This window comes from Streptomyces sp. NPDC055103 (assembly GCF_053607625.1).
Window position 1 is genome coordinate 257,094 of record NZ_JBSGTX010000001.1, and the last position, 23,102, is coordinate 280,195.

A 23,102-nucleotide genomic window follows, 5' to 3' on the forward strand; every position below is an offset into this window, starting at 1 on the left:
TCGACATGTCCACCACCGAGACGACGCACACGACCACGGCCGCCTACGGCACCTGGTCGTCGCCCGTCGCCGCCGAGCTCGCCGCCGCCCACGACGGACGGCCCGACTACGCGGGCACCGTCGGCGACGAGCTGTGGTGGACCGCCCCGCGGCCCGCCGAGAGCGGCAGGCGCGCCCTCGTCCGGCGGCGCGCCGACGGCACCGAGGAGAGCGTGCTCCCCGCGCCGTGGAACGTCCGCAGCCGGGTCATCGAGTACGGCGGGCAGCCCTGGGCCGCGATCGAACGTCCCGCCGGCGGACCCCTCGTGGTCTTCTGTCACTTCCCCGACCAGCGGCTGTACGCGTACGAACCGGAGTCCGGGACGGGTGCCGGGCCGCGGCCGCTCACCCCCGTCTCCGGCGTCGGCGGCGGATCGCGCTGGGTGGACCCGGTGATCCACCCGGAGCGCGGCGAGGTGTGGTGCGTCCTGGAGGAGTTCACCGGGCCCGCGCCGACCGACGTGCGCCGGGTCCTCGCCGCCGTGCCGCTGGACGGATCGGCCGCCGAGGACCGCGGCGCCGTGCGCGGACTCTCCGCCGGGCGGCACCGGTTCCTGACGGGCCCCCGCCTCTCCCCGGACGGCCGCCGGGCCGCCTGGATCGCCTGGGACCACCCCCGCATGCCCTGGGACGGCACCGAGGTCCAGCTCGCCGACATCGCCCCCGACGGCACCTTCCACGGCGCCCGGACCGTCGCGGGCGGCCCCGCCGAGTCGATCCCCCAGATCGCCTGGGACACGTCCGGGAGGCTGCTCTTCGCGAGCGACCGCACCGGCTGGTGGAACCTCTACCGGGTGGAGATCGCCGCCGACGGAGGCGTCCGCGACCCGGTCGCCCTCTGTCCTCGCGACGAGGAGTTCGCCGGACCGCTCTGGAAGATCGGGCTGAGCTGGTTCGCGCCCCTGGAGAACGGACTGATCGCCGTCGTCCACGGCAAGGGAACCACCACCCTCGGGATACTCGACCCCGACAGCGGCACCCTCGCCGACGCCGCCGGCCCCTGGACCGATTGGGCCCCTGGCCTCGCCGCGCACGGCAGCCGCGTCGTCGGCGTCGCCGCGGGGCCGCGCAGCGCCTACGAGCTCGTCGAGCTCGACACCCGCACCGGCCGCACCCGCGTCGTCGGCGCCGCGCACACCGACGCCGTCGACCCGGTGTACTACCCCGAGCCCCGGATCCGCACCTTCACAGGCCCCGGCGGACGCGAGATCCACGCGCAGGTGTACCCGCCGCACCATCCCGCGTTCACGGGCCCCGCCGGAGAGCTCCCGCCGTACGTGATCTGGGCCCACGGCGGGCCCACCGGGCACGCCCCGCTCGTCCTCGACCTGGAGATCGCCTACTTCACCTCGCGAGGGATCGGCGTCGCCGAGGTCAACTACGGCGGCTCGACCGGCTACGGCAGGGAGTACCGGGAGCGGCTGCGCGAGCAGTGGGGCGTCGTCGACGTCGAGGACTGCGCGGCCGTCGCCGCGGCCCTGGCCGCCGAGGGCACCGCCGACCCGGCCCGGCTCGCCGTACGCGGCGGCAGTGCGGGCGGCTGGACGGCCGCGGCGTCCCTCGTCACCACCGACGTCTACGCCTGCGGCACGATCATCTACCCCATCCTCGACCTGCGGGGCTGGGCCACCGACGAGACCCACGACTTCGAGTCCCAGTACCTCCACAGCCTCGTCGGACCGCTCGACGAGTTCCCCGCCCGCTACGAGGACCGCTCGCCGATCGAGCACGTCGACCGGATCACGACCCCCTTCCTGCTGCTCCAGGGACTCGACGACGTCATCTGCCCGCCCGCGCAGGCCGAGCGCTTCCTCGCCCGCACGGCCGGCCGGGGCGTCCCCCACGCCTACCTCGCCTTCGAGGGGGAGGGGCACGGTTTCCGCAGGGCCGACACGATGATCCGGGCCCTGGAGGCCGAACTCGCCCTGTACGTACGGACCTTCGGGCTCATCCGTACCGACGTCCCCGACCTGGAGTTCCGCTCATGAACCCGAAGGTCCCGCCCGCCGGCGTCACACCCCTGACCCGGGCCGCGCGCCTCCGGCCCGGGGCGCGGGTCGCCGTCGTCGCCCCCAGCGGACCCGTCCCCGAGGAACGGCTCCGGGCCGGGCTCGACATCCTGCGCGGCTGGGGCCTGGACCCGGTGGTCGCCCCGCACGTCCTCGACGCCCACCCCACCCTCGGCTACCTCGCCGGTGCGGACCTGGCCAGGGCCCGCGACCTGACGGAGGCCTGGTGCGACCCCTCCGTCTCCGCCGTGATCTGCGCGCGCGGCGGCTACGGGGTGCAGCGCATGGTGGACCTCGTCGACTGGCCGGCGATCCGGGCGGCCGGACCCAAGGCGTTCGTCGGGTACAGCGACGTCACCGCCCTGCACGAGGCGTTCGCCGCCCGCGTGGGGTTCGCCACGCTCCACGGACCGATGGTCGCCGCCGGCACCTTCCTGTCGGATCCGGACACCCAGGAGTCCTTGCGGGCCACGCTGTTCGCACCGGAGACGGTGCTGACGCTCGGTCGGGAGACGGCGCGGACGGTCGTCCCCGGCCGCGCCCGCGGGGTGACCCTCGGCGGCTGCGTCAGCCTGCTCGCCGCCGACCTCGGCACCCCGCACGCCAGGCCCTCGGCGCGCGGCGGGCTGCTCCTCCTGGAGGACGTGGGGGAGGAGCCGTACCGGATCGACCGGGTCCTCACCCAACTCCTGCGTTCCGGCTGGCTGGACGGCGTCGCGGGCGTCGCCCTGGGCTCATGGGAGGAGTGCGGCCCGTACGAGGAGGTGCGGGCGGTGTTCGTCGACCGGCTGGGCGGCCTCGGCATACCCGTGGTGGAGGAGCTGGGCTTCGGTCACAGCGGCACGGCGCTGACGGTCCCGCTGGGAGTGCCCGGGGTCCTGGACGCGGAGACGTGCGCGCTGACGCTGGACGTGCCGGCGCTGACCTGAAGGCGGACACGCCTCGTAAAGCCATGACCAGCTGTCAGGGCGGGCTTCACTGAATCTCCGTCAGGAACCTTCGTCGCCCGTCTTGACGCTGTGCTTACACGTGTCACAACATGGGCGCGGCCCCCTTACTTACCGGTAGGTAGGTATCGACGGGGCCACTCCTGCGTCCTTGGTGTGGAGGCCCCCGTGTCCCCTGCTCTGCCCAGATCCCGCAAGATCCTCGCCCTGATGGCCGGTACGGCGATGGCGGCACCGCTCGCCCTCGCCGGTCCGGTGAGCGCCGCCGAACCCGGCGCGTACACCGTCACCCCGCTCACCTTCACCGTCGAGGCCGGCGGCCGCCCCTGCACCGTCGAGGCCGATCTCTACCGGCCCGCGGGAGTCTCCGCCGACCATCCGGCCCCGGCGATCCTCGCCACCAACGGCTTCGGCGGCAGCAAGGTGGACGGCCAGACCGACGTCCTCGGCAAGGCCTTCGCCGCCCGCGGCTACGTCGGACTCGTCTACTCCGGGCTCGGCTTCGGCAAGTCCGGCTGCCTGATCTCCCTCGACGACCCGGCCATCGACGGCCAGGCCGCCGCCCGGCTCGTCGACTTCCTCGCGGGCACCCGCGCCGCCGACGACGGCACCCGCGTCGACTACGTCACCGAGGACGCGGCGGGCGACCCCCGGGTCGGCATGATCGGCGGCTCCTACGGCGGCGCTGTACAGCTCGCCGCCGCCTCCGTGGACCCTCGACTCGACGCCCTCGTCCCGCTCATCACCTGGAACGACCTCGCGTACTCGCTCGCGCCCAACGCCGCCGACCGCGCGACCCCCGGCGTCTTCAAGTGGCAGTGGGCCAACGGCTTCTATCTGATGGGGGAGGGGCAGCCGCTGCTCTCGCCCTCCCTCGACCCCAGCCGGATCAACTCGCTCGGCTGCCTGCACTTCGCGACCGCCGCCTGCGACACCGTGCGGCTGCTCAACTCCGGCAGCTACCCGAAGGCCGAGACCGAGGAGATGCTCGCGTTCGCCCGGAGCGTCTCCCCCGTCTCCTACCTGGACCGCGTCGACGCCCCGACCCTGATCGTCCAGGGCCAGGCCGACAGTCTCTTCAACCTCAACGAGGCCCGGGCCACCTACGACCGGCTGCGGAAGCGCGGTGTCGACACCCGGATGATCTGGCAGTCCTGGGGGCACAGCGGCGGCCAGAAGCCCGGGGAACTCGACCTCGGCCAGGGCAACCTGGAGGGCAGCTACGTCGGTCAGCGCGTCCTCGCCTGGTTCGACCGCCACCTGCGGAAGAACCCGACCGCCGACACCGGTCCCGCCTTCGCCTGGTACCGCGACTGGCAGAGCGGCTACGGCACCGCCGCCGCCGTCCCCCCGCTCAGCCAGAAGCTGTACCTCTCCGGTGACGGCAAGCTCGTCGACAACCGGACGAAGGTCGCCCGGGGCTCACGCGGGTACACCAACTGGCTGATCCCCACGAGCCATTCGGAGTCCTCGCTCGCCGGACTGATCGGCCTGCCCGACCCGCGGCCCTACGACACCCCCGGCACCTACCTCGGCTGGAGCAGCGCCGCGCTCGCCGCCCCCGTCGACCTCGTCGGCGCGCCGAAGGCCACCCTCAGGGTCGTGTCGCCGAGGACCGAACGCGTCCAGGACTCCGGGGACGCGGCAGACCGGCTCGTCCTCTTCGCGAAGCTCTACGACATCGCGCCCGACGGGACGAAGACCCTGGTCAACCGGCTCGTCGCACCGGTCCGCGTGCCGGACGTGACCCGCCCGTTCACGGTGGAGCTGCCCGGCATCGTGCACCGCTACGAGACCGGGCACCGGATGGAGTTCGTGATCGCGGCCAGCGACTCGGCCTACTTCGGCAACCGGGGCATCAAGCCCGTGACCGTCACCAGCGCCCCCGAGGACACGGGGACGCTGGAGCTGCCGGTAGTGAACGGCCGGGTGGGATAGGGCCTGTCCGGCGGATCGGGGTCGGACAGGCCCTGGCCGAGCGGGTCAGAGCGCCGCGTACCCGGGGCGGACGACCTCGTCGATCAGCCGCTGCCGCTCCGGCAGCGGCAGGAAGGCGGCGTCCAGGGCGGCGACCGTGAACTCCTCGAACACCTCGGGGCCGTAGCCGAAGGCGTCCACCATGTGCTGGAACTCCTCGCTCATGGTGGTGCCGGAGACCAGGCGGTTGTCGGTGTTGAGCGTGATCCGGAAGCCGAGGCGGCGCAGCTCGTCGATCGGGTGCGAGGCGTAGTCCTTGGCGGCGCCCGTCTGGAGGTTCGAGGTCGGGCAGACCTCCAGGGCGATGCGGTTGTCCCGGACGTACGCGGCGAGCCGGCCCAGGGTGCCGTCCTCGGCGATGTCGTCCGTGATCCGCACGCCGTGGCCGATCCGCTCCGTGCCGCAGACCTGCACGGCCTCGTGGATCGACTCCGCGCCGACGGCCTCGCCCGCGTGGATCGTGAAGTGGCAGTTCTCCCGCTTCAGGTGCTGGAAGGCGGGGAGGTGGCGGGCCGGCGGGTTGCCGATCTCGCCGCCGGCGATGTCGAAGCCGGCTACGCCGTTCTCCCGGTGGGCGACCGTGAGCCGCGCGATCTCCAGGGAGCGGTCGGTGTGCCGCATGCCGGTGAGGAGCGTACGGACCGTGATCCGGCCGCCGGAGCGGAGCTCGCCCTCGCGGAAGCCGTCGTTGACGGCCTCGACGACCTCGTCGAGGGTCAGCCCGCCCTCCAGGTGCTGCTCGGGGGCGTAGCGGATCTCGGCGTAGACGACACCGTCCGCCGCCAGGTCCTCGGCGCACTCGGCCGCGATGCGGGTCAGCGCCTCGCGGGTCTGCATCACCGCGCAGGTGTGGGCGAACGTCTCCAGGTACCGCTCCAGCGAACCGGAGTCGGCGGCGTCCCGGAACCAGACCGCGAGCTTGGCCGGGTCCTCGGTCGGCAGCGCGGTGTAGCCGTGCTTCCGCGCCAGCTCGACGATCGTCGCGGGGCGCAGCCCGCCGTCGAGGTGGTCGTGGAGGACGGCCTTCGGGGCCCGGCGGATCCACTCGGAGACGGTGGCGGCGGCAGGCGTGGCAGGGTTGTCAGACAAGTGCATGGCGGGGAAGTGTACGCCACGGCCGAGCGGCGTGCGGCGACGGCCGTGGAGAACGGCCTTCGACGGGCTGCCCGAGGGCGTTCGAAGGGGCGCGCGAGGGGCCGGGAGGGCGTCCGGGCGAGTGCCGGGGAGGGGGCCGGGAGGAGTGCTGGGAGGGCCCCGGGAGGAGCGCCAGGGAGGCGCCCGGTAGGAAGGCGGGGAGGGGCTCGGGAGGAGTCCCGGGAGGGCCTCACGGCAGGAGGGCCGGGCGGCGCGCGGGCCCGCTCGGCGCGCGTCCGGTTCGGGGCCGGTGTCCCCGTCTCCGTACGGCTCAGTGCGACTGGAGCACCGGCAGGGCGGGGGTGCCCGTCGGCAGCATGTGCTTGGCGGCCAGGATCGGGGTCTCGCCGACCCGTACGACCTGCGTGACCAGGACGGCCGGGGTGTCCGCCGGGCGGCCCAGCTGGTCCCCGCGCCGCCGCCCGAGCAGCGTCGCCGTGATCCCGCTGTGGGCGCTCAGGGCCGTCTCGCGCGAGGCCGCGACGAGTACCGCCAGCATGGAGACGTCGGGGCCTGGCCCGCTGGCCTGCACGGTCGCCCCTCCGGCCTCCGCGGTGGCGTCCGGGTCCGCCGCCCGCAGGGCCCGGGCGAACTCCGGATGCACCCGGGACAGCACGTCGTCGGCCGCCGCCCACTCGTGGCTCAGCGCCGCGGCCGTGCCCTCCCCGGTCAGTACGGACTCCCAGAACCGCAGCTCCGAGCGGGCCGGGGCGAGCAGGTGCTGCGTCGTGAAGTCGGTGGGCTCCTCCATCGTCCGCAGCAGTGCCCGCACGCGGAGCGGACCCCCCGCGCCGATGAGCTCCTCCAGCGGCTGGATGTGCTCGAAACCCCGGCGCGGCGGACGGTCGTTGACGGTCCGGCCGACCCCGCGGCGCACGGTCAGCACCCCGTCCTCCTGGAGCAGCAGCAGCGCCTCGCGCAGGGCGGGCCGGCTCACGCCCAGCTCGGCGGCGAGCTTCGGCTCGGAGGGGAGCGTCGAGCCCGGCGGATAGGTGCCGTCGTGGACGGCGTCCGCGATCCGCTCGTACAGCGCCACGACCGGCCTCCGCCGTTGTCCGCTGACCGCCACGGCCGCCTCCTCGTCTGGTCCCCGCCGGTGTCCGGGACCACCGTAGTCGGCGCACGTTGTCTGACAAGTCACCCGTACGGCTCCTCCCACCGTCACGGTGGGGCTCCCCGCACCCCATTCTGGTCCCACGGCTGGTCCCGCGGCGCGGGCCGGGTGCGACCGACGGGTACCACCGACGGCACGACGGAGGAGAGGGCCGGGAATGAGTCCCAAGCAGACGTCAGGGGCGCCCCGCACGGGCGGCGCGTCCCGGTTCGACGGAGCCTTCACCCCGGGCCGGATCGCGATGACGGTGGTCGCGGTCCTCACCCTGGTCTTCATCTTCGAGAACACCCGTGAGGTCCGGATCCGGATCCTGATCCCCGAGGTGTCCATGCCGCTCTATCTGGCGCTCCTCGCGACCGCCGTCCTCGGCGCCGCCTGCGGCTACTACGCCGCGGCCCGGAGGCGGAAGTGAGGCGGGCCGCCGTGGTGGGCGCCGGCGCCGTCCTCGCGCTCGCGGCCGTCGCCGTCTCCTCGGCGGAGCAGCCGGCGGTGCCGGGCGAGGACGCCGGGACGCCGTTCATGCCGGACCTGCTGGGCGTGCCGCTGTGGCGGGTCTTCACACGGCTCGACCGCCGGACCCGCCTCGACGTCCACGACGCGAGCGGACGGGACCGGAGGGTGCTGTGGCCGCCGAACTGGCGGGTGTGCACGCAGTACCCGGCGGCGGGCGCGGAGCTCGACCGGCGGACGGCGGTCACGATCGGAGTCGTACGCAAGGGCGAGACGTGCCCGCCCCGTGTCCGCACCGCCCGGCGCTGACCACACCGCCCGCCGCTGGTCGCGGCGGGCACCGCTGCCCGGACCGGGCCCGGCCTCGGCCCCGGTCCGTGCTCAGCGCTTGTAGTTGATCTTCATCGTGTCGAGGTCGGTCACGGTCGAGCGCAGCGCCTTGTGCCCATGGCCGAGCTCCTTGAGCGCGGTCTCCACCCGGTCCTCCGCCAGCGCGCCCGCCATCTCGTCGCCGTCCTCCGCGTCGGAGACGACGACCAGGCGGTACGAGAAGTGCTTCAGCGTCCGGTCGTAGGTGAGTGAACCCTCCTCCGTGAACTGCATCGCGGTCAGCCCGTGCGCGTCCACCTCGGCGAGCAGCCGGTCCCGGCTCTCCTCCGACAGACCGTCGAACGTGCCGCGCACGATGACCCGGTAGGTGTGGTGGGTGCCCATGCGTCGTACTCCCTGTCGCGCCGTTCCCGGCCGCCGCGCCGGCGACCGGCCCTCCACAGTACGGCGACCGCCACCCGCGCCGCCCGGAATATCCGGGCGCCCCCGTGGCTCCCCGTCGCCGAAGCGAGGCCGGAGAGCCCCTGGTCACGGCGGGCCCCGGCGTGTTCCATGGATGGATGACGACCGTGCGACGTGCCGTACTGACGCTGCCCGCGGCCCCGTTGGGCCCGGACAACCCCCTGCCCGCCCTGCGCACCCACGACGGGACGCACGCGGTCGACGGACAGACCCTCGCGGAACTGCCGCGCGACATGGCCCGGGGCATCGGACGCGCCCCGCTGCGCAGTCTGCTGCCCGCCCCCGTGCGGGACGGCTACGGGCGCGACCGCACCCCCACCGACCTCGACGCCATCGTGATCGAGAACGGCCGGCTCCGGGCGACCGTGCTCCCCGGTCTCGGCGGCCGTGTCCACTCCCTGCACCACAAGCCCAGCGGACGCGAACTCCTCTACCGCAACCCGGTGTTCCAGCCGGCGGCCTTCGCCCTCAACGGCGCCTGGTTCTCCGGCGGCATCGAGTGGAACATCGGAGCCACCGGCCACACCACCCTCTCCTGCTCGCCCCTGCACGCGGCGGTCGTCCGCGCGCCCGACGGCGGCCCGATGCTCCGCCTGTGGGAGTGGGAGCGCCTGCGGGACCTACCCTTCCAGGTCGACCTCTGGCTCCCGGAGGACTCCGACTTCCTCCGTGTCGGCGTCCGCGTCCGCAACCCCCACGAGCGGCCCGCCCCCGTCTACTGGTGGTCCAACACCGCCGTACCGGAGGACCGCCGCGTCATCGCCCCCGCCGACACGGCCTGGCACCACGGCTACGAGCGCGGGCTGCGCCGCCTCTCCTTCCCCTTCCCCACCCCCGGCGCCGAGGGCGGCACCGACCGCTCGTACCCGCTGAGCGGCGACCACGCCGCCGACTGGTTCTACGACCTCCCCGACGGGCAGCGCCGCTGGATCGCCGCCCTCGACGCCGACGGCACCGGCCTTGTCCAGACCTCCACCGACCCGCTGCGCGGCCGCAAGCTCTTCCTCTGGGGCGGCGCACGCGGCGGCCGGCGCTGGCAGGAGTGGCTCACCGAGCCCGGCACCCCCGGCTACGCCGAGATCCAGGCCGGACTCGCGCGCACCCAGCTGGAGCACCTGGAGCTGCCGGGCGGCGGGGAGCTCAGCTGGCTGGAGGCGTACGGACCGCTCACCGCCGACCCCGCCGCGGCGCTCGGCGACGACTGGGACGCGGCCCGCACGGCCGTCGAGCACGGCCTCGCCGGGGCGCTGCCGCGCGCCGAGGTCGACGCGGCGTACACAGCCTGGCGCGAGCGGGCCGCCGACACCGCACCGGAGACCGTCCTCGCCGTCGGATCCGGCTGGGGAGCCCTCGAAGTGCTGCGCGGGCACCACGACCTGCCCGGCACGCCCTTCCCCGAATCGACGCTCGGGCCGGAGCAGGAGCCCTGGCGGGAACTGCTGCGGACCGGAGTCCTGCCCGTCCCCGAGAAGGGTGCCGCGCCCGGCGCGCCGCTGGTCTCGGCGCCCTGGCGGGACATGCTGGAGACGGCCCCGGCCGCCCCCTCCACCGAATACCACCTCGGCATCGCCCAGTGGCACGCCGGAGACCGCGCCCAGGCGGTACGGAGCTGGGAACGCGGACTGCGGGAGGCCGCCGTGCGCTGGCCGCTGCTCCACTGCCTCGCCGTCGCCGACCGGGAGGACGGACACCCGGCGCGCGCCGCCGAGCGGTTCGCCGAGGCCTTCACCGAACACGCCGACAGGGCGGCCGAGGACGAGGTGGTGGCCGCCGCGCTCGGCCGCGAGGCGGTCGTCGCGCTGCTGGCCGCCGGACGGACCGGCCGGGCGCGGGAGGTGTGGGCGCGGCTGCCGGAGGAGGCCCGGGAGAGGGGCGCCTTCCGGCTGCTTGAGGCCCGGCTGCTCCTCGCCGAGGGCCGGACCGCCGAAGCCCGCGCCGTCTTCGACGAGGGCTTCGAGGTCGCGGACCTGCGCGAGGGCGCCGAGATCCTCGGCGAGGTCTGGTCGGAGATCACCGACGAACCGCTGCCGGACGCCTACGAGTTCAGGATGCGCCCGAGCTGACGCGAGGGGTGCGGGTCGGGGCGGTGGGAGGGTCACGGGCGGGCTGACGCGAGGGGCGCGGGCGGGGCGGCGAGAGGGGCGGGGTCGGGCTGATGTGAGGGCGCGGGCGGGCTGACGCGAGGGCGTGGGCGAGTTCGCGAGACGGCCGAGGTGGCGGGCTGACGGCAGGGTCGCGGGCGGGTGTTCGCCGTTATCCTCGGCGGAGGGGCAGCGGTGGCGGGTGCGTGGAGGGACGGGGGTCCGGGGATGGCATCCTGGGCGACGGCCGAGTGCCGGTGCGGACACCCGCGCTTCCGTCACGCGGAGCCCCGGTTCTCGGGCCGCTGCGGCGCCTGCCTCTGCGACACGTTCGTGCTGCCCCCGCCGGAGCCGGTCTTCCTCGGCCCCGAGCCGGTGCGGCCCGAGCACGACCGCACCCCGCATCCGGACTGCCCCCTCCGCGACCCGGACTGCAACGGGTTCCACGGCTTCCTCCTGTACTGACGGAGGCTTTCTCCTGTACTGACCGCCGTTCAGGGGGACTTGCGGCCGTCAGATCCGGCGGCCGTCAGGACACCCGGCACACGATCTCACCGTGCGGGACCAGGAACCAGGCGTCCTCCTGCTTGCCCCACTCCCGCCAGGCCTCCCCGATCGCCGTCAGCTCGGCGGCGGTCGCGTGGCCGCCGTTCACCGCCAGCTCCGCGTAGACCGAGGCCGTCGTCCGGTCCGCCCACAGCCCGCTCCACCAGGCCCGCTCCTCGGGCGTGGCGAAGCACCAGGTGCCGGCGGTCGTCGTCACGTCGGTGAAGCCCGCCTGCCGCGCCCAGGAGAACAGCCGCCGCCCGGCGTCGGGTTCGCCGCCGTTCGCCTTCGCGACCCGGTGGTACAGGTCCAGCCACCCGTCCAGCGCGGGGCGTTCGGGGAACCAGGCGAAGGCGCCGTAGTCGCTGTCGCGGGCGGCGACGATCCCGCCGGGGCGGCACACCCGCCGCATCTCGCGCAGCGCCTGGACGGGGTCGCCGACGTGCTGCAGCACCTGGTGGGCGTGGACGACGTCGAAGGAGTCGTCCGGGAAGTCCAGGGCGTGGACGTCCGCCACCGCGAACTCGACGTTCTCCAAGCCGCGTTCGGCGGCGACCGCGCGCGCCTTGCCCAGGACGCCCTCGGCGGCGTCGACCGCGGTCACCCGGCCGGGCGCCACCAGTGCGGCCAGGTCGGCGGTGATCGTGCCGGGGCCGCAGCCGACATCCAGGACGTCCAGGCCCGCGCTCAGCTCGGGCAGCAGGTAGGCCGCGGAGTTGGCGGCGGTCCGCCAGCTGTGCGAGCGCAGCACGGACTCGTGGTGACCGTGGGTGTAGACGGCGGTCTCGTGGGCCGCCGGCGGGGTGGAGGCGTGCGTCATGGAAGCGACTCCCTCGGTGTGGATGCGTGCCCTCACCGTACGCACTCGCGCCGAATGATGAGACCCCTATCTTGGAATGTGGACAACGCCTCAGCTGAACAGTGCCCGCCCGTACCGGAGTTCCTCCAGCTCGCGCCCGCCCGTCACGTCACGGACGGTCACTCCGTCGGGCCGCCAGCCCGCTGCCTCGTAGAACCGCCGGGCCCGCGCGTTCCCCGCGAACACCCACAGCAGCGCGGTCCGGAAACCGGCCGCACCGAGGGCCTCGGTGGAGGCGGCGAGCAACTCCCGCCCGACACCCGTGCCCCACACCTCCGGGAGGGAGTACAGCGCCGCCAGTTCGGCGGTGGTCGCCGGATCGAGCTCGCCGGATGCCCCGGATTCCCCGTCGGCCCACGGGCGGAAGCACGAGAAGGCCACCACCCGCCCCTCGGCTCCCGTCGCCAGGAGCACCGAGGGCCGGTCCGGCGCCGCCAGGCGGGCGCGCCACACGGCGGCCCGCTCCGCCGGGTCCAGGGCGGCCAGATACGGCCCCGGGAGCAGGTCGCGGTAGGCGGCCCGCCAGGACAGGACATGGACGGAGGCGAGGGCAGCCGCGTCCTCGGGACCGGCCGCACGTATCGATGTCGACATACCGCATTCTCGGCCAGGGAGGCCCGGCACCGCTCCCTCGTTTCCGTGGCCCGCCCCGACCTGACGGATCCGTGTGTGACAGCACCATGAACGGACCGTCCGACCCGCCTCCCCGCCCCTAGGATCGGCCCGCCGCGGCCCGGTGGCCGCCCGCCCCACCTGCCGAGGAGTCCCGTGCCGTACTCCTCCGCGCCCGGCCGCCGCTCCCTGCTGAAGCTGCTCGCGGCGGTGTCCGCCGGGGCCGGGCTCGCCGCCGCCGGACCCGCGCTCGCGGCGTCCGCGCCGGTGACCGGGGCGGCCGCGTCGACGCCCGCGGTAGGGGCCCTCGCTCCCGGGATCGTCAAGGCCCTCCCGCCCGAGTGGTTCACCGTCCGGGGCACCAATGCCGAGGCGCGGTTCGACGCCTTCGCGGACACGGGCCTCCTCACCCCCACCGACCGCTTCTTCGTCCGCGACCACACCTCCACCCCCGTCCTCGACGCCGCCGACTGGCGCCTCACGCTCTGGGGCGACGGACTCCACGGCCGGAGCCCCGTCCACTTCACCTACGGGCAGCTCCGCGACCTGCCCTCCGTCACCCGAACGGCCCTGATCGAGTGCGCGGGAAACGGCCGCAGCCTCTACGCGAGCCAGCAGGGCGAGCCCGGCACGGGCACTTCCTGGACTCTCGGCGCCGTCGGTGCCGCCCGCTGGCGCGGTGTCCGCCTCTCCGACGTGCTGCGACGCGCCGGGATCGCCCGCGACGCCGTCGACCTCCTGCCGCGCGGCCTCGACGACCCGTACGTCTCCGGCGGCGTCGACTTCGGCCGGGTCCGCCGCCCGCTGCCGGTCGCCAAGGCCTTCGACGACGTCCTCCTCGCGTACGAGATGAACGGCGAGCCCCTCCCGTACGACCACGACCACGGCCACCCGGTCCGGCTCGTCGTGCCCTCCTGAGTCGGCATCGCCTCGATCAAGTGGCTCGGCGACATCAAGGTCTCCACCCGCCCGCTGGGTTCGCCCTGGTCCACGGACTGGTACCGGCTCTTCGGCCCGCCCCACCCGTCCGGCGGCAGCACCCCGATCAGCGTCCAGACGATCAAGTCCGGCTACGAACTTCCCTCCGGCGCCACCCCGGAGGCCGACCGCGTCCACCGCCTCACCGGGCGCGCCTGGTCCGCCCACGCGCCCGTCCACTTCGTGGAGGTCTCCACCGGCGGCGGGACCCACTGGCGGCGGGCCCGGCTCCTCGACTCCCCGAGGCGGGACGGCTGGGTCCGCTGGACCGTTCCCTGACACCCCCGTCGCACCGGTCCGGCCATTCTCCTGTCCCGGGCGACCGACGCCGCCGGCAACACCCAGCCCGAGCGCGCCGTCCACAACACCCAGGGCTATCTCTTCGACGCGGTCGTGCGCCACCCGGTCACCGTCGCCTGAGCGGTCGCCCGAGCGACTGCCTGACCGGTCCCGAGCGGTCGCCCGAGCGACTGCCTGAGCGGTCCCGAGCGGTCGCCCGAGCGACTGCCTGAGCGGTCCCGAGCGGTCGCCCGAGCGACTGCCTGAGCGGTTGCCCGAGCAGTGGCCGGGCAATGGCCCCAGTAGTGACCGGAGCGGTGGCCGGGTGGCACCCGAAGCGCCTCCTGGGGCGGCGAAAGCGTCCGGATCTTCGTATAAAGGGCTCGGGGTGCCGTTCCCGGTGCCCCCGTGCGCTCAGGAGGTACGGGACATGCGCCACACGGCTCCGGAAGGCCGAGGCCCGGTGCGCTACGGCCCTCCCGCGCCCGACACGGGACTGCCCGTCCTCCCCGGGCTCGCGGCCCTCCTGGCCGCCGCGGCCGGACGGACCGCCCCCGAGCCGCCGGGCGGCGGCCCCGTCCTACGGGAGGCGGCGGCCGGCTACTGGTGGCGCCGCGGCCTGCGGACGCACGCCGAGGACGTGGTCGCGGCCCCCGGTGCCCCCGCCCTCCTCCTCGCCCTGATCGCCGCGCACGGCGGCGACCTGCTGCTGCCCCGCCCGTGCCCCGCCTGGTGGACCCCGCAGGCCCGCCTCCTCGGCCGCCCCGCCTACCACGTGCCCACGCCCGCCGAGTGCGGCGGCGTTCCCGACCCGTATGCCCTCCTGGAGACCGTCCGGCGGGTCCGCGCCGAGGGCGGCGACCCCCGGGTCCTGCTGCTCTCCGTCGCCGACGACCCCACCGCCACCGTCGCCCCGCCCGAGATCGTCCGTGAGGCCTGCGAAGCCGCCGTCGCCGAGGGGCTCCACGTCATCAGCGACGAGACCTGGCGCGACACCCTCCACCACCCGCACGACACCGTGCTCCTCAGCCCCGCCGAGATGTGCCCGGACGACGTCACCGTCCTCACCGACCTCGGCGGCGCCCCCCTCACCCCGGCCGCCTGGCCCTGCGCCGTCGCCCGCTTCCCGCCCACCGACCCGTCCCGCGCCGACCGCTGGACCGACCGCAGGGCCCGCGTCCTCGACGTCCTCACCGCCCTCGGCGCCGTCGTCCCGGGCCCCGTAGCCCCCGCCGCCGCGCACGCCCTCGACGAACCCGAGGACGTGACCGTACGCGTCCGGCGCGCCGCCACCGTCCACGGCCGGCTCGCCGCCGCCGCGCACCGCACCGCCCTCGCCGCCGGGGCGCTCTCCCGGCCTCCGCAGGCGGGACGCCATCTGTACGTGGACCTCGGCCGGTTGAGGTCAGGGCTCGCGGCCCGCGGCGTCACCGACTCCCTGGAGCTGGAGAGCCACCTCACCGCGCGACTCGGCGCACCCGCGCCCGGCGGCCACCGCTTCGGCGACGAACTCGGCGCCCTGCGCGCCCGGTTCGGCACCGACATGTTCCTGGGCGGTACCGAGGAGGAGCGCGCCGAGACCCTCGGGTCCCGCAACCCCGAGGAACTCCCGCACGTGGAGCGCGCGTTGACGGACTTCGGGGGAGCCCTGGAGGAACTCCGATGAACCGCCCAGGCCGCCCGGGCCACCCCGCCCACCCCGTACGAGCCGCGCAGGACGGAGCCCGCAGATGACCGAACGGACGGCACACCCCGCCCGGGCCGCACAGGCGACCCCGTACCCCGCCGATCCCGTCGCGGCCCCCGCCCCCGCTCCGGCACCCACCCGCGTACTCCAGCCGATCGGCCGGCTGCGCGCGGACTGGCCCCGGACCTTCGCCGACCGGCTCACCGCCCCCCTCCCCGGCGTCCGCGCCATGGCGCGGCTGGCCCGGGAGGGCGCCGTCCGCCCCCGCCCCGAAGGCCTCCGCGACATCCCCCTGCTCCCCTTCGAGCCGGGACCGCTGCCCTCCGCGGGCCCGGACACCCTCGCCGTCACCTGGGCGGGGCACGCCAGTTGGATCCTCCGCCTCGGCGGACTCACCGTCCTCACCGACCCCGTCTGGTCGCGTCGCATCTTCGGCACCCCGGCCCGCCTCACCCCGGTCGGGGTCCGCTGGGAGGACCTGCCGCCCGTCGACGCCGTCGTCATCAGCCACAACCACTTCGACCACCTCGACGCCCCCACCCTCAGACGACTGCCCCGGCACACCCCGGTGTTCGTCCCGGCCGGGCTCGGCCGCTGGTTCACCCGCCGCGGGTTCGGCCGCGTGACCGAGCTCGACTGGTGGGAGGCGGCCGAACTCGACGGCGTGCGCTTTGACTTCGTCCCCGCCCACCACTGGTCCAAGCGCACCCTCCTCGACACCTGCCGCTCCCTGTGGGGCGGCTGGGTGCTCACCGACCCGTCGGGCCGCCGCGTCCACTTCGCGGGGGACACCGGGTACGGCCACTGGTTCACCGAGATCGGCCGCCGCTTCCCCGGCATCGACCTGTCGCTGCTCCCGATCGGGGCCTACGACCCGCGCTGGTGGCTCAGCGACGTCCACACGGACCCCGAGGAAGCGGTCCGCGCCCACCAGGACCTGGGGGCGCGCCGGATGGCCCCCATGCACTGGGCGACCTTCGTCCTCTCCTCCGAACCCGTCCTGGAACCCCTCACCCGGGTCAGGGCCGCCTGGGAGAAGGCGGGACTGCCCCGCGAGGACCTGTGGGACCTCCCGGTCGGCGCCTCACGGGTGCTGGCTCCCTGAGGGCCCCGAGACGCCACCCGACGCGGCCTTCCGGCCCGAAGCCCCCCGTGTCCCCCGCACCCGCCGCCACAGCGCCGGGACGGCGCTGACCAGCACCGTGAGACCCACCGCCGCCACGACTCCCTGCCACGGCTCCGGGAAGAGCGAACCGCCCAGGATCCCGATCAGCTGGTACGTCGCCGCCCACGCGAGGCACGCCGCCACGTCCCCCCGCGCGAAGCGCCGCAGCGGCATCTGGGCGAGGAGACACGCCAGCATCACCGGGATCCGCCCCGCCGGCATCAGCCGGGACAGCACCAGCACCGACACCTGATGGGTGTCGAGCCGCGCCTGCGCCTGCGCCAGCCGCTCCGGCGTCACCCGGCCCCGCAGCGCCGCCAGCCACCGCGAGCCGTTGCGGGAACGGACCCCGCGCTGCCCGAGCCAGTACAGCGCCACGTCCCCCAGGAACGCGGCGAACGCCGCCACCAGGAACACGAAGAGCAACGACAGCGGCGAGGTCTGGTGGAAGGCGACCACCGCCGCCGAACTGACGATGGCGCCCGTCGGGACGACCGGCACCAGCGAGCCCAGTGCCACGAGCAGGAAGAGGGAGGGGTAGCCGACCGCCTGCTGCGTCGACTCGGGCGGCAGCTCGCGCACCGCCCCGGCGATCCGGACGAGACCGTCGATCACCGGGCGACCTCGGGCCGCACCCGCTCACCGTGGGCCAGCAGGTGCACCGCCACCTTCGGCGCGAGACGCGCCGCGTGCCGGACGAACTCGTCCCCCGGCGCGTGGAACTCGTGCGGCCGGACCCCGTCGAGCCCGATCGGCCAGTACGTGCCGTAGTGCACGGGCACCGCGGCCGCGGGCGACAGCGCGGCGAGCGCCTCGGCCGCCCGGCCCGCGTCGAGGTGCCCGTGGCCCAGGTACGGGCCCCAGCCGCCCACCGGAAGCAGCGCCACGTCCACCGGGCCCACCGCCTCCGCCATTCCGTCGAAGAGACCGGTGTCCCCGGCGAAGTACGTCCGCGCCTCGCCCTCGACGACGTACCCGAGGGCGGGGGAGCGGTGCGGCCCCACCGGCAGGCGCCGCCCGTCGTGGAGCGCCGGCACGACCCGTACCGTCACGCCCTCGACCGTCACCGTGTCACCGGGCTCGACCTCGGTCAGCCGCAGCCCGTTCCCGTCGAGCCTGCGCAGCCCCGGTACGGCGGCGGGCGCCCCCCGCGGCACGACGATCCGCGTCCCCGGCGCGAGCGTGGCCAGCGAGGGCAGGTGCAGATGGTCGGCGTGCAGGTGCGAGACGAGCACGGCCTCGGCGCGGCCGGCCTCGGGCGACGGCAGGGCGCCGCGCCGCCGCCGCAGATGGGCGAGCCGCCGCGCGAACAGCGGGTCGGTGAGGAAGCGGACCCCGGAGTCCTCGACCGTGCAGGTCGCGTGACCCCACCAGGTGACCTCCACCGGCATGCCGCCTTCCGTCGTCCGTCCTCGGCGGGTTCGGCCGCCGCGTCCCGATGTCCGCGACCGTTCCGTAACTCCGTAACGAGGGTAAATGTCCGGAGCGTGCTCCGGAGGATGTTCGGCCGTGCTGTTCCCCAGTAGGGTCGGTCCATGGACGATGTTCGGGTGGCGGCGATCGCCAGCCTCACCCCGCTCGAAGAGCTGGACAGCGACCCTTTCCTGGTGGACACGCGCGGCCAGCACGAGCTGTGCGCCCGCTGGGCCGTCGACAAGGGGTACGTGGTCGCCCGCCAACTCCTGTTCTACGGCATCCGTCCCGACCACGCCGCCCTGTGGCAGGACGTCGAGGCGGGGGAGGTCGACGTCTTCGTCGCCGCCAACGAACGGGTCCTCGCCCGCGCGTTGACCTCGGTGCCCGGCTTCCGCGCCGAGTGCGAGCGCCGCGGGGTGCGGATCGAGACCGTCGACCGCGACGAACCGGCCTACGACGCGGCCGCCAAGGCCGGCCTGCACCGGCGGCTCTCCATGCCCACCGCCGGTTACGACGGCTCCTGACCCTTCCGTACCGTGCGACGCGCGAGGGCGCGACCTGACACACCCGGGCCGTTCACCGCCACCCGTTCGCCGTCCCGGCCGTGGGCGTTGTGCCACGCTTGAGGCAGGAAACGGGCGAAAGGTGAATCTGGCGTGGGAGACGGGCGATGGGGTGGCGCCGGCCGCTGGCGGACCACGGGGCGTGCGGTACTGCGGATGATCGCGGTCTGGGCGGTGTCCACGCTCACGATGCTCGTCCTCGCCGGTCTGCTGCCCGACTTCGAGCTCCAGTCCGCGGACGGCGACAGCATGACGAGAACGGCCGTCACCGCCGCCGCCGCCGCGGGGGCCTTCGGCCTGCTCGGCGCGCTCGTCTGGCCGGTCATCGTCCGCGCCCTCCTCCTCGTCCCGGCCCTCGTCCTCGGCCTGCTGGTGTTCTTCCTCAACGGCTCGCTGCTGCTCGTCGCGCTCTGGCTGATCCCCGACGGGCGCGGCGCGGCCGATCCCGAGACCGCCGTCGTGGTCGCCGCCGTCATGTCCGCCGTCGCCTCCGCCACCGCCACGGCCCTCGCCGTCCGCGACGACGACGCCTACCGCCGCCGTCTCTACCGGCTCACCGGCCGCACCCGGCCCCGCGACCCCGACGACGCGCCGGAGGCCGCCCCCGGCACCGTCTTCCTCCAGCTCGACGGCGTCGGCCACCACGTGCTGCGCGCCGCCGTCGCCGACGGCCTCATGCCGACCGTCGCCGGCTGGCTCGACACCGGCCACCGGCTCACCCCCTGGCGCACGGACTGGTCCAGCCAGACCGGCGCCAGCCAGCTCGGCATCCTGCACGGCTCCAACGAGGACGTGCCCGCCTTCCGCTGGTACGAGAAGGACACCGGCCGGCTCATGGTGTCGAACCGCCCCGCCAGCGCCGTGGAGCTCCAGCGGCGGGCCGTGCGCCGCACCGGGGACGGCGGGCTGCTCACCTTCGACGGCGCCTCCCGCGGCAACCTCTTCAGCGGGGGCGCCGACCAGCTCGCCCTGGTCCTGTCGATGGCGGCCCGGCGCGGCCGGCGCAACCGCTCCCGGGCCGGCTACTTCGCGTACTTCTCCGACCCCGCCAACGCCGTCCGTACCGCCGGCTCGCTCGTCACCGAGTGCGTCCGCGAGATGTGCCAGTCGACCCGGGCGCGGCTGCGCCGCGAGACCCCGAGGGTCTCGCGCGGCGGCACGTACCCCTTCGTCCGCGCCTTCGCGACGGTCGTCGAGCGGGACGTCGTGGTCTCCGCCGTGATGGGTGACATGCTGGCCGGCCGGACCGCCGTCTACGCCGACCTCGTCGCGTACGACGAGGTGGCCCACCACTCCGGCCCGCACGGCCGGGACACCGACCAGGTCCTGCGCCGCCTCGATCGCGCGATCGCGCTGATCGCCACCGTCGTCGAGCACGCCCCGCGGCCGTACCGGATCGTGCTCCTCTCCGACCACGGACAGAGCCCGGGCGAGACCTTCGAGTCGGCGTACGGCCTCTCGCTCAAGGAGCTCGTACGGGCCGGGTGCGGGCTGCCGGTGCCGCGCCGCGTCCGGCGCACCCGCAGCGGCTCGGAGGCGCGCGACGCGGCCAGGGACGCGCTGCGCAGCGCCCTGCACCGACCCCTCGACGAGAACGGCGAGACGGCGAAGGAGCTGCCCGCCAAGCCCTCCGAGCCGCTGGTCCTCGCCTCGGGCAACCTCGGTCTGATCTCCTTCCCCGACGTGCCGCACCGGATGACCCGCGAGGAGATCGACCGGCGCCACCCGGCGCTCCTGCGCACCCTCGCCCACCACCCGGGCGTCGGCTTCGTGCTCGTGGCGAGCGCCGAGCACGGTTCGCTCGTCCTCGGCCGCGACGGCGTGGAGGTGCCGGTCGCCGAGCTCGCCGACGAGGGGCCGCTGGCCGTCTTCGGTCGGGGCGCGGCGGCCGCCGTGCGCCGTACGGACGGCTTCCCGCACGTCGCGGACATCATGGTCAACTCGATGTACGACCCGGCGACCGGCACCGTGCACGCCTTCGAGGAGCAGATCGGCTCGCACGGCGGGCTCGGCGGCGAGCAGTCGCACCCCTTCCTGCTGTCGCCGCCGGAGCTGTCGGCACCGGTCGGCGCGGGGGAGGAGCTGGTCGGCGCGGAGCGGGTCCACCGGGTCCTGCGCCGCTGGCTGCGGGAGTCCACGGGGCCGCAGGTGCCGCTGGGGCCGGCGCTGGAGATTTCCTCGCCGACGAGCCGATCGGAATCAGATCTTCCGGTTGATGATGTGGTCGTACAGGACAAAAACCGCTGATTTGGACGCTTGTTCGTCGTTACCGGACGATGTCCGCGCTTGTACGACGGAAGGCGCACCACCTCATGAGCACGGCCACAACTCCACAGACCGGACGCGAAGCGGCAGCCGGACGCGAAGCGGCGACCGGCACCACCAGCGGCAGTCGGCACTCCCGGCGCTTCGGACTCCCCGTCGCGACCGCCCTCGTCATGGGCAACATCATCGGCGGCGGCATCTTCCTGCTGCCCGCCTCCGTCGCCCCCTACGGCACGATCAGCCTCGTCGCCTTCGGCGTCCTCACCCTCGGCGCGATCGCCCTCGCCCTCGTCTTCGGCCGCCTCGCCCGGCGCCACCCGATGACCGGCGGACCGTACGTCTACGCCCGCGAGGCCTTCGGTGACTTCGCCGGATTCCTGGCGGCCTGGTCGTACTGGATCACCACCTGGGTCTCCAACGCCGCCCTCGCCGTCGCCGCCGTCGGTTACCTCGACGTCCTGATCCCCGTCCACGAGTCGAAGGCCGCCACCATCGCCGCCGCGCTCGTCCTCCAGTGGCTCCCGGCCCTCGCCAACCTCGCCGGCACCCGGTACGTCGGCGCCGTGCAGCTCGTCGCCACCGTCCTCAAGTTCGTCCCCCTGCTGCTCGTCGCCGTCGGCGGACTCTTCTTCTTCGACAGCGCCAACCTCGGTCCCTTCCGGGCGAGCGAGGGTGGCGCGCTGGGCGCGATCTCCGCCTCCGCCGCGATCCTGCTCTTCAGCTACCTCGGCGTCGAGTCCGCCGCCGTCAGCGCGGGAGAGGTCCGCGACCCCCGCCGCAACGTCGGCCGCGCCACCATCCTCGGCACGCTCGGCGCCGCGGCGATCTACCTCCTCGGCACGCTCTCCGTCTTCGGCACCGTCCCCCACGACCGGCTCGTCGACTCCTCCGCCCCCTTCTCGGACGCCGTGAACGTCATGTTCGGCGGCTCCTGGGGCGGCAGCGCCATCGCCTGCATGGCGCTCGTCTCGATGGTCGGCGCGCTCAACGGCTGGACGCTCCTCAGCGCCCAGACCCCGTACGCGGCCGCCCGCGACGGACTCTTCCCGAAGGTCTTCGCCCACAAGCGGCGCGGTGTCCCGACGGTCGGCGTCGGCGTCACCGTCGTCCTCGCCTCCCTGCTCACCGTCTACAACTACACGGCCGGCACCCAGGGCGTCTTCGAGATCCTCGTCCTCGTCACGACCTTCACGGCGACCGTCCCCTACCTCCTCTCCACCGCCGCCCAGATCTACTTCCTGCTCTCCGGACAGGCCGACCGCGTCCACCGCTCCCGGCTCGTCCGCGACGCCGTCCTCGCCCTCGCCGCCTTCGGCTTCTCCCTCTGGCTCGTCGCCGGCTCCGGCTACGCGGCCGTCTACCAGGGCGTCCTCTTCCTCTTCGCCGGCGTGCTCGTGTACGCGTGGATGTCGGCCCGCAAGCAGCGCGCGGCGGCGACGGCGGAAGGCGCGGCCCGGGGGTGACGGGCGGGCTGCCGCGCCCGTGACGGGCGGAGCGTCGTCGCCGTGACAGCCGTGACAGCCGTGACAGCCGTGACAGCCGTGACAGCCGTGACGGACGGGGCGTCGGCGCCGTGACAGGCGTGACAGGCGTGACAGGCGTGACAGGCGTGACAGGCGTGACAGGCGTGACGGGCGGGCTGGCGCCGCCGTGACGGGTCGGCGGCTCCGGCACGCTGCCGCTCGCGCGGCCGGTGCGGTGAATCCGGGGCCCGGCCGTAGGCCGCCCGGGCGGATCTCGGGCCCCGAGCGCCGCAGGCGGACCCCCACGGGGCAGTACGGAACTCCGTGAGCCCCGTGCCCGGACCGACCGCGGAACCCGCCACCCCGGCGGGCCGCCGGACGCGCCCCGCGCCGGGCGCGCGCCGGTGGGCCGTGCTTCTCCTCGTGCTCACCGCCCTCCTCGGTACGGGCGCGGCCGGCGCCCTGACCGGCGGCGCCGAACTCCGCGCCGCCGCCGCGGCCCCCGCCTCCGACGCGGGCGCCGAGACCTTCGACCCGGCCGCCGCCGAGGCGGGGCTCCCCGGCCGGGCCCGGCGGCACCGCACGCGCGTCCGGCCCGCCCCGGGCGCCCGGCGCCCCCGTACGGCCGGCCGCCGCTCCCGTACCGCCGCCCCCGCTCCCGTACCCGCCCCGCGCGGCGACGCGCCCCGGCGCGTGGTGATGCGCTGCTGAGAGGTCCGCACCTCC

Annotated in this window: 20 protein-coding genes and 1 pseudogene; 14 read left to right on the plus strand and 7 right to left on the minus strand. The window is 74.9% G+C overall.

Annotated features, from left to right (window positions below; all coding sequences use genetic code 11):
- The first annotated feature begins 5 nt into the window (after nt 1–5).
- From ACWFR1_RS01245 to ACWFR1_RS01255, 3 genes are all read left to right on the plus strand, one after another.
- A complete protein-coding gene (locus ACWFR1_RS01245) occupies nt 6–2,027 on the plus strand; it encodes a prolyl oligopeptidase family serine peptidase (RefSeq protein ID WP_453545160.1) in 2,022 nt (673 codons plus the stop codon).
- On the plus strand, nt 2,024–2,977 hold the full coding sequence (locus ACWFR1_RS01250) for a S66 peptidase family protein (protein WP_453545162.1): 954 nt from the start codon (nt 2,024–2,026) through the stop codon (nt 2,975–2,977). Before ACWFR1_RS01245 ends, ACWFR1_RS01250 begins: the two co-directional genes overlap by 4 nt.
- Before the next feature lie 228 nt (nt 2,978–3,205).
- Nucleotides 3,206–4,933 (plus strand): CocE/NonD family hydrolase, encoded by a 1,728-nt coding sequence (locus ACWFR1_RS01255; RefSeq protein ID WP_453545401.1) that lies wholly within the window; start codon nt 3,206–3,208, stop codon nt 4,931–4,933.
- 45 nt (nt 4,934–4,978) lie between these two features.
- Here ACWFR1_RS01255 and ACWFR1_RS01260 read toward each other — a convergent pair whose 3' ends face one another.
- Complete coding sequence (locus ACWFR1_RS01260; protein ID WP_453545164.1) at nt 4,979–6,067, minus strand: adenosine deaminase; 1,089 nt, start codon at nt 6,065–6,067, stop codon at nt 4,979–4,981.
- A 310-nt stretch (nt 6,068–6,377) separates the two neighbouring features.
- Complete coding sequence (locus ACWFR1_RS01265; protein WP_453545166.1) at nt 6,378–7,175, minus strand: GntR family transcriptional regulator; 798 nt, start codon at nt 7,173–7,175, stop codon at nt 6,378–6,380.
- Between the two features lie 202 nt (nt 7,176–7,377).
- On the opposite strand from ACWFR1_RS01265, the gene ACWFR1_RS01270 reads away from it, so the two are divergent.
- A complete protein-coding gene (locus ACWFR1_RS01270) occupies nt 7,378–7,632 on the plus strand; it encodes a DUF1049 domain-containing protein (protein ID WP_453545168.1) in 255 nt (84 codons plus the stop codon).
- A complete protein-coding gene (locus ACWFR1_RS01275) occupies nt 7,629–7,979 on the plus strand; it encodes a hypothetical protein (RefSeq protein ID WP_453545170.1) in 351 nt (116 codons plus the stop codon). The genes ACWFR1_RS01270 and ACWFR1_RS01275 overlap by 4 nt, the downstream gene beginning before the upstream one ends.
- Before the next feature lie 72 nt (nt 7,980–8,051).
- On the opposite strand, the gene ACWFR1_RS01280 is transcribed toward ACWFR1_RS01275, so the two are convergent.
- Nucleotides 8,052–8,384 carry a DUF6204 family protein gene (locus tag ACWFR1_RS01280; protein ID WP_453545172.1) on the minus strand — a complete coding sequence of 111 codons (333 nt, stop codon included), beginning with the start codon at nt 8,382–8,384 and terminating at the stop codon, nt 8,052–8,054.
- Between the two features lie 176 nt (nt 8,385–8,560).
- On the opposite strand from ACWFR1_RS01280, the gene ACWFR1_RS01285 reads away from it, so the two are divergent.
- Together ACWFR1_RS01285 and ACWFR1_RS01290 are read left to right on the plus strand one after the other, a co-directional pair.
- A complete protein-coding gene (locus ACWFR1_RS01285; protein ID WP_453545174.1) occupies nt 8,561–10,525 on the plus strand; it encodes a DUF5107 domain-containing protein in 1,965 nt (654 codons plus the stop codon).
- A 246-nt stretch (nt 10,526–10,771) separates the two neighbouring features.
- Entirely contained in the window at nt 10,772–11,008 is a 237-nt protein-coding gene (locus ACWFR1_RS01290; RefSeq protein WP_453545176.1) for a hypothetical protein, read from the plus strand.
- Between the two features lie 64 nt (nt 11,009–11,072).
- On the opposite strand, the gene ACWFR1_RS01295 is transcribed toward ACWFR1_RS01290, so the two are convergent.
- On the minus strand, nt 11,073–11,909 hold the full coding sequence (locus tag ACWFR1_RS01295; protein WP_453545178.1) for a methyltransferase domain-containing protein: 837 nt from the start codon (nt 11,907–11,909) through the stop codon (nt 11,073–11,075).
- Between the two features lie 90 nt (nt 11,910–11,999).
- Nucleotides 12,000–12,542, minus strand: a complete 543-nt coding sequence (locus tag ACWFR1_RS01300) for an N-acetyltransferase family protein (RefSeq protein ID WP_453545180.1) — start codon at nt 12,540–12,542, stop codon at nt 12,000–12,002.
- 159 nt (nt 12,543–12,701) lie between these two features.
- Between ACWFR1_RS01300 and ACWFR1_RS01305 the strand changes: the two are divergent.
- From ACWFR1_RS01305 to ACWFR1_RS01315, 3 genes and pseudogenes are all read left to right on the plus strand, one after another.
- Nucleotides 12,702–13,958: pseudogene (locus ACWFR1_RS01305) on the plus strand (molybdopterin-dependent oxidoreductase).
- A 289-nt stretch (nt 13,959–14,247) separates the two neighbouring features.
- Complete coding sequence (locus tag ACWFR1_RS01310; protein WP_453545182.1) at nt 14,248–15,483, plus strand: aminotransferase class I/II-fold pyridoxal phosphate-dependent enzyme; 1,236 nt, start codon at nt 14,248–14,250, stop codon at nt 15,481–15,483.
- A 64-nt stretch (nt 15,484–15,547) separates the two neighbouring features.
- Entirely contained in the window at nt 15,548–16,609 is a 1,062-nt protein-coding gene (locus ACWFR1_RS01315; RefSeq protein ID WP_453545184.1) for an MBL fold metallo-hydrolase, read from the plus strand.
- Here the strand turns inward: ACWFR1_RS01315 and ACWFR1_RS01320 are convergent.
- Complete coding sequence (locus ACWFR1_RS01320; protein WP_453545186.1) at nt 16,589–17,284, minus strand: DedA family protein; 696 nt, start codon at nt 17,282–17,284, stop codon at nt 16,589–16,591. The genes ACWFR1_RS01315 and ACWFR1_RS01320 overlap by 21 nt on opposite strands.
- Nucleotides 17,281–18,060 carry an MBL fold metallo-hydrolase gene (locus ACWFR1_RS01325; protein WP_453545188.1) on the minus strand — a complete coding sequence of 260 codons (780 nt, stop codon included), beginning with the start codon at nt 18,058–18,060 and terminating at the stop codon, nt 17,281–17,283. Before ACWFR1_RS01325 ends, ACWFR1_RS01320 begins: the two co-directional genes overlap by 4 nt.
- Nucleotides 18,061–18,204: 144 nt before the next feature.
- Between ACWFR1_RS01325 and ACWFR1_RS01330 the strand changes: the two genes are divergently transcribed.
- The 4 genes from ACWFR1_RS01330 (at nt 18,205) to ACWFR1_RS01345 (ending at nt 23,087) form a co-directional block, all read left to right on the plus strand.
- A complete protein-coding gene (locus ACWFR1_RS01330; RefSeq protein ID WP_453545190.1) occupies nt 18,205–18,609 on the plus strand; it encodes a hypothetical protein in 405 nt (134 codons plus the stop codon).
- 195 nt (nt 18,610–18,804) lie between these two features.
- The gene (locus ACWFR1_RS01335; protein WP_453545403.1) at nt 18,805–20,895 is read left to right on the plus strand and encodes a phage holin family protein; all 2,091 of its coding nucleotides are present in this window, start codon (nt 18,805–18,807) and stop codon (nt 20,893–20,895) included.
- A 65-nt stretch (nt 20,896–20,960) separates the two neighbouring features.
- The gene (locus ACWFR1_RS01340; protein ID WP_453545191.1) at nt 20,961–22,376 is read left to right on the plus strand and encodes an amino acid permease; all 1,416 of its coding nucleotides are present in this window, start codon (nt 20,961–20,963) and stop codon (nt 22,374–22,376) included.
- Between the two features lie 333 nt (nt 22,377–22,709).
- Nucleotides 22,710–23,087, plus strand: a complete 378-nt coding sequence (locus ACWFR1_RS01345; protein ID WP_453545193.1) for a hypothetical protein — start codon at nt 22,710–22,712, stop codon at nt 23,085–23,087.
- The last annotated feature ends 15 nt before the right edge of the window (nt 23,088–23,102 follow it).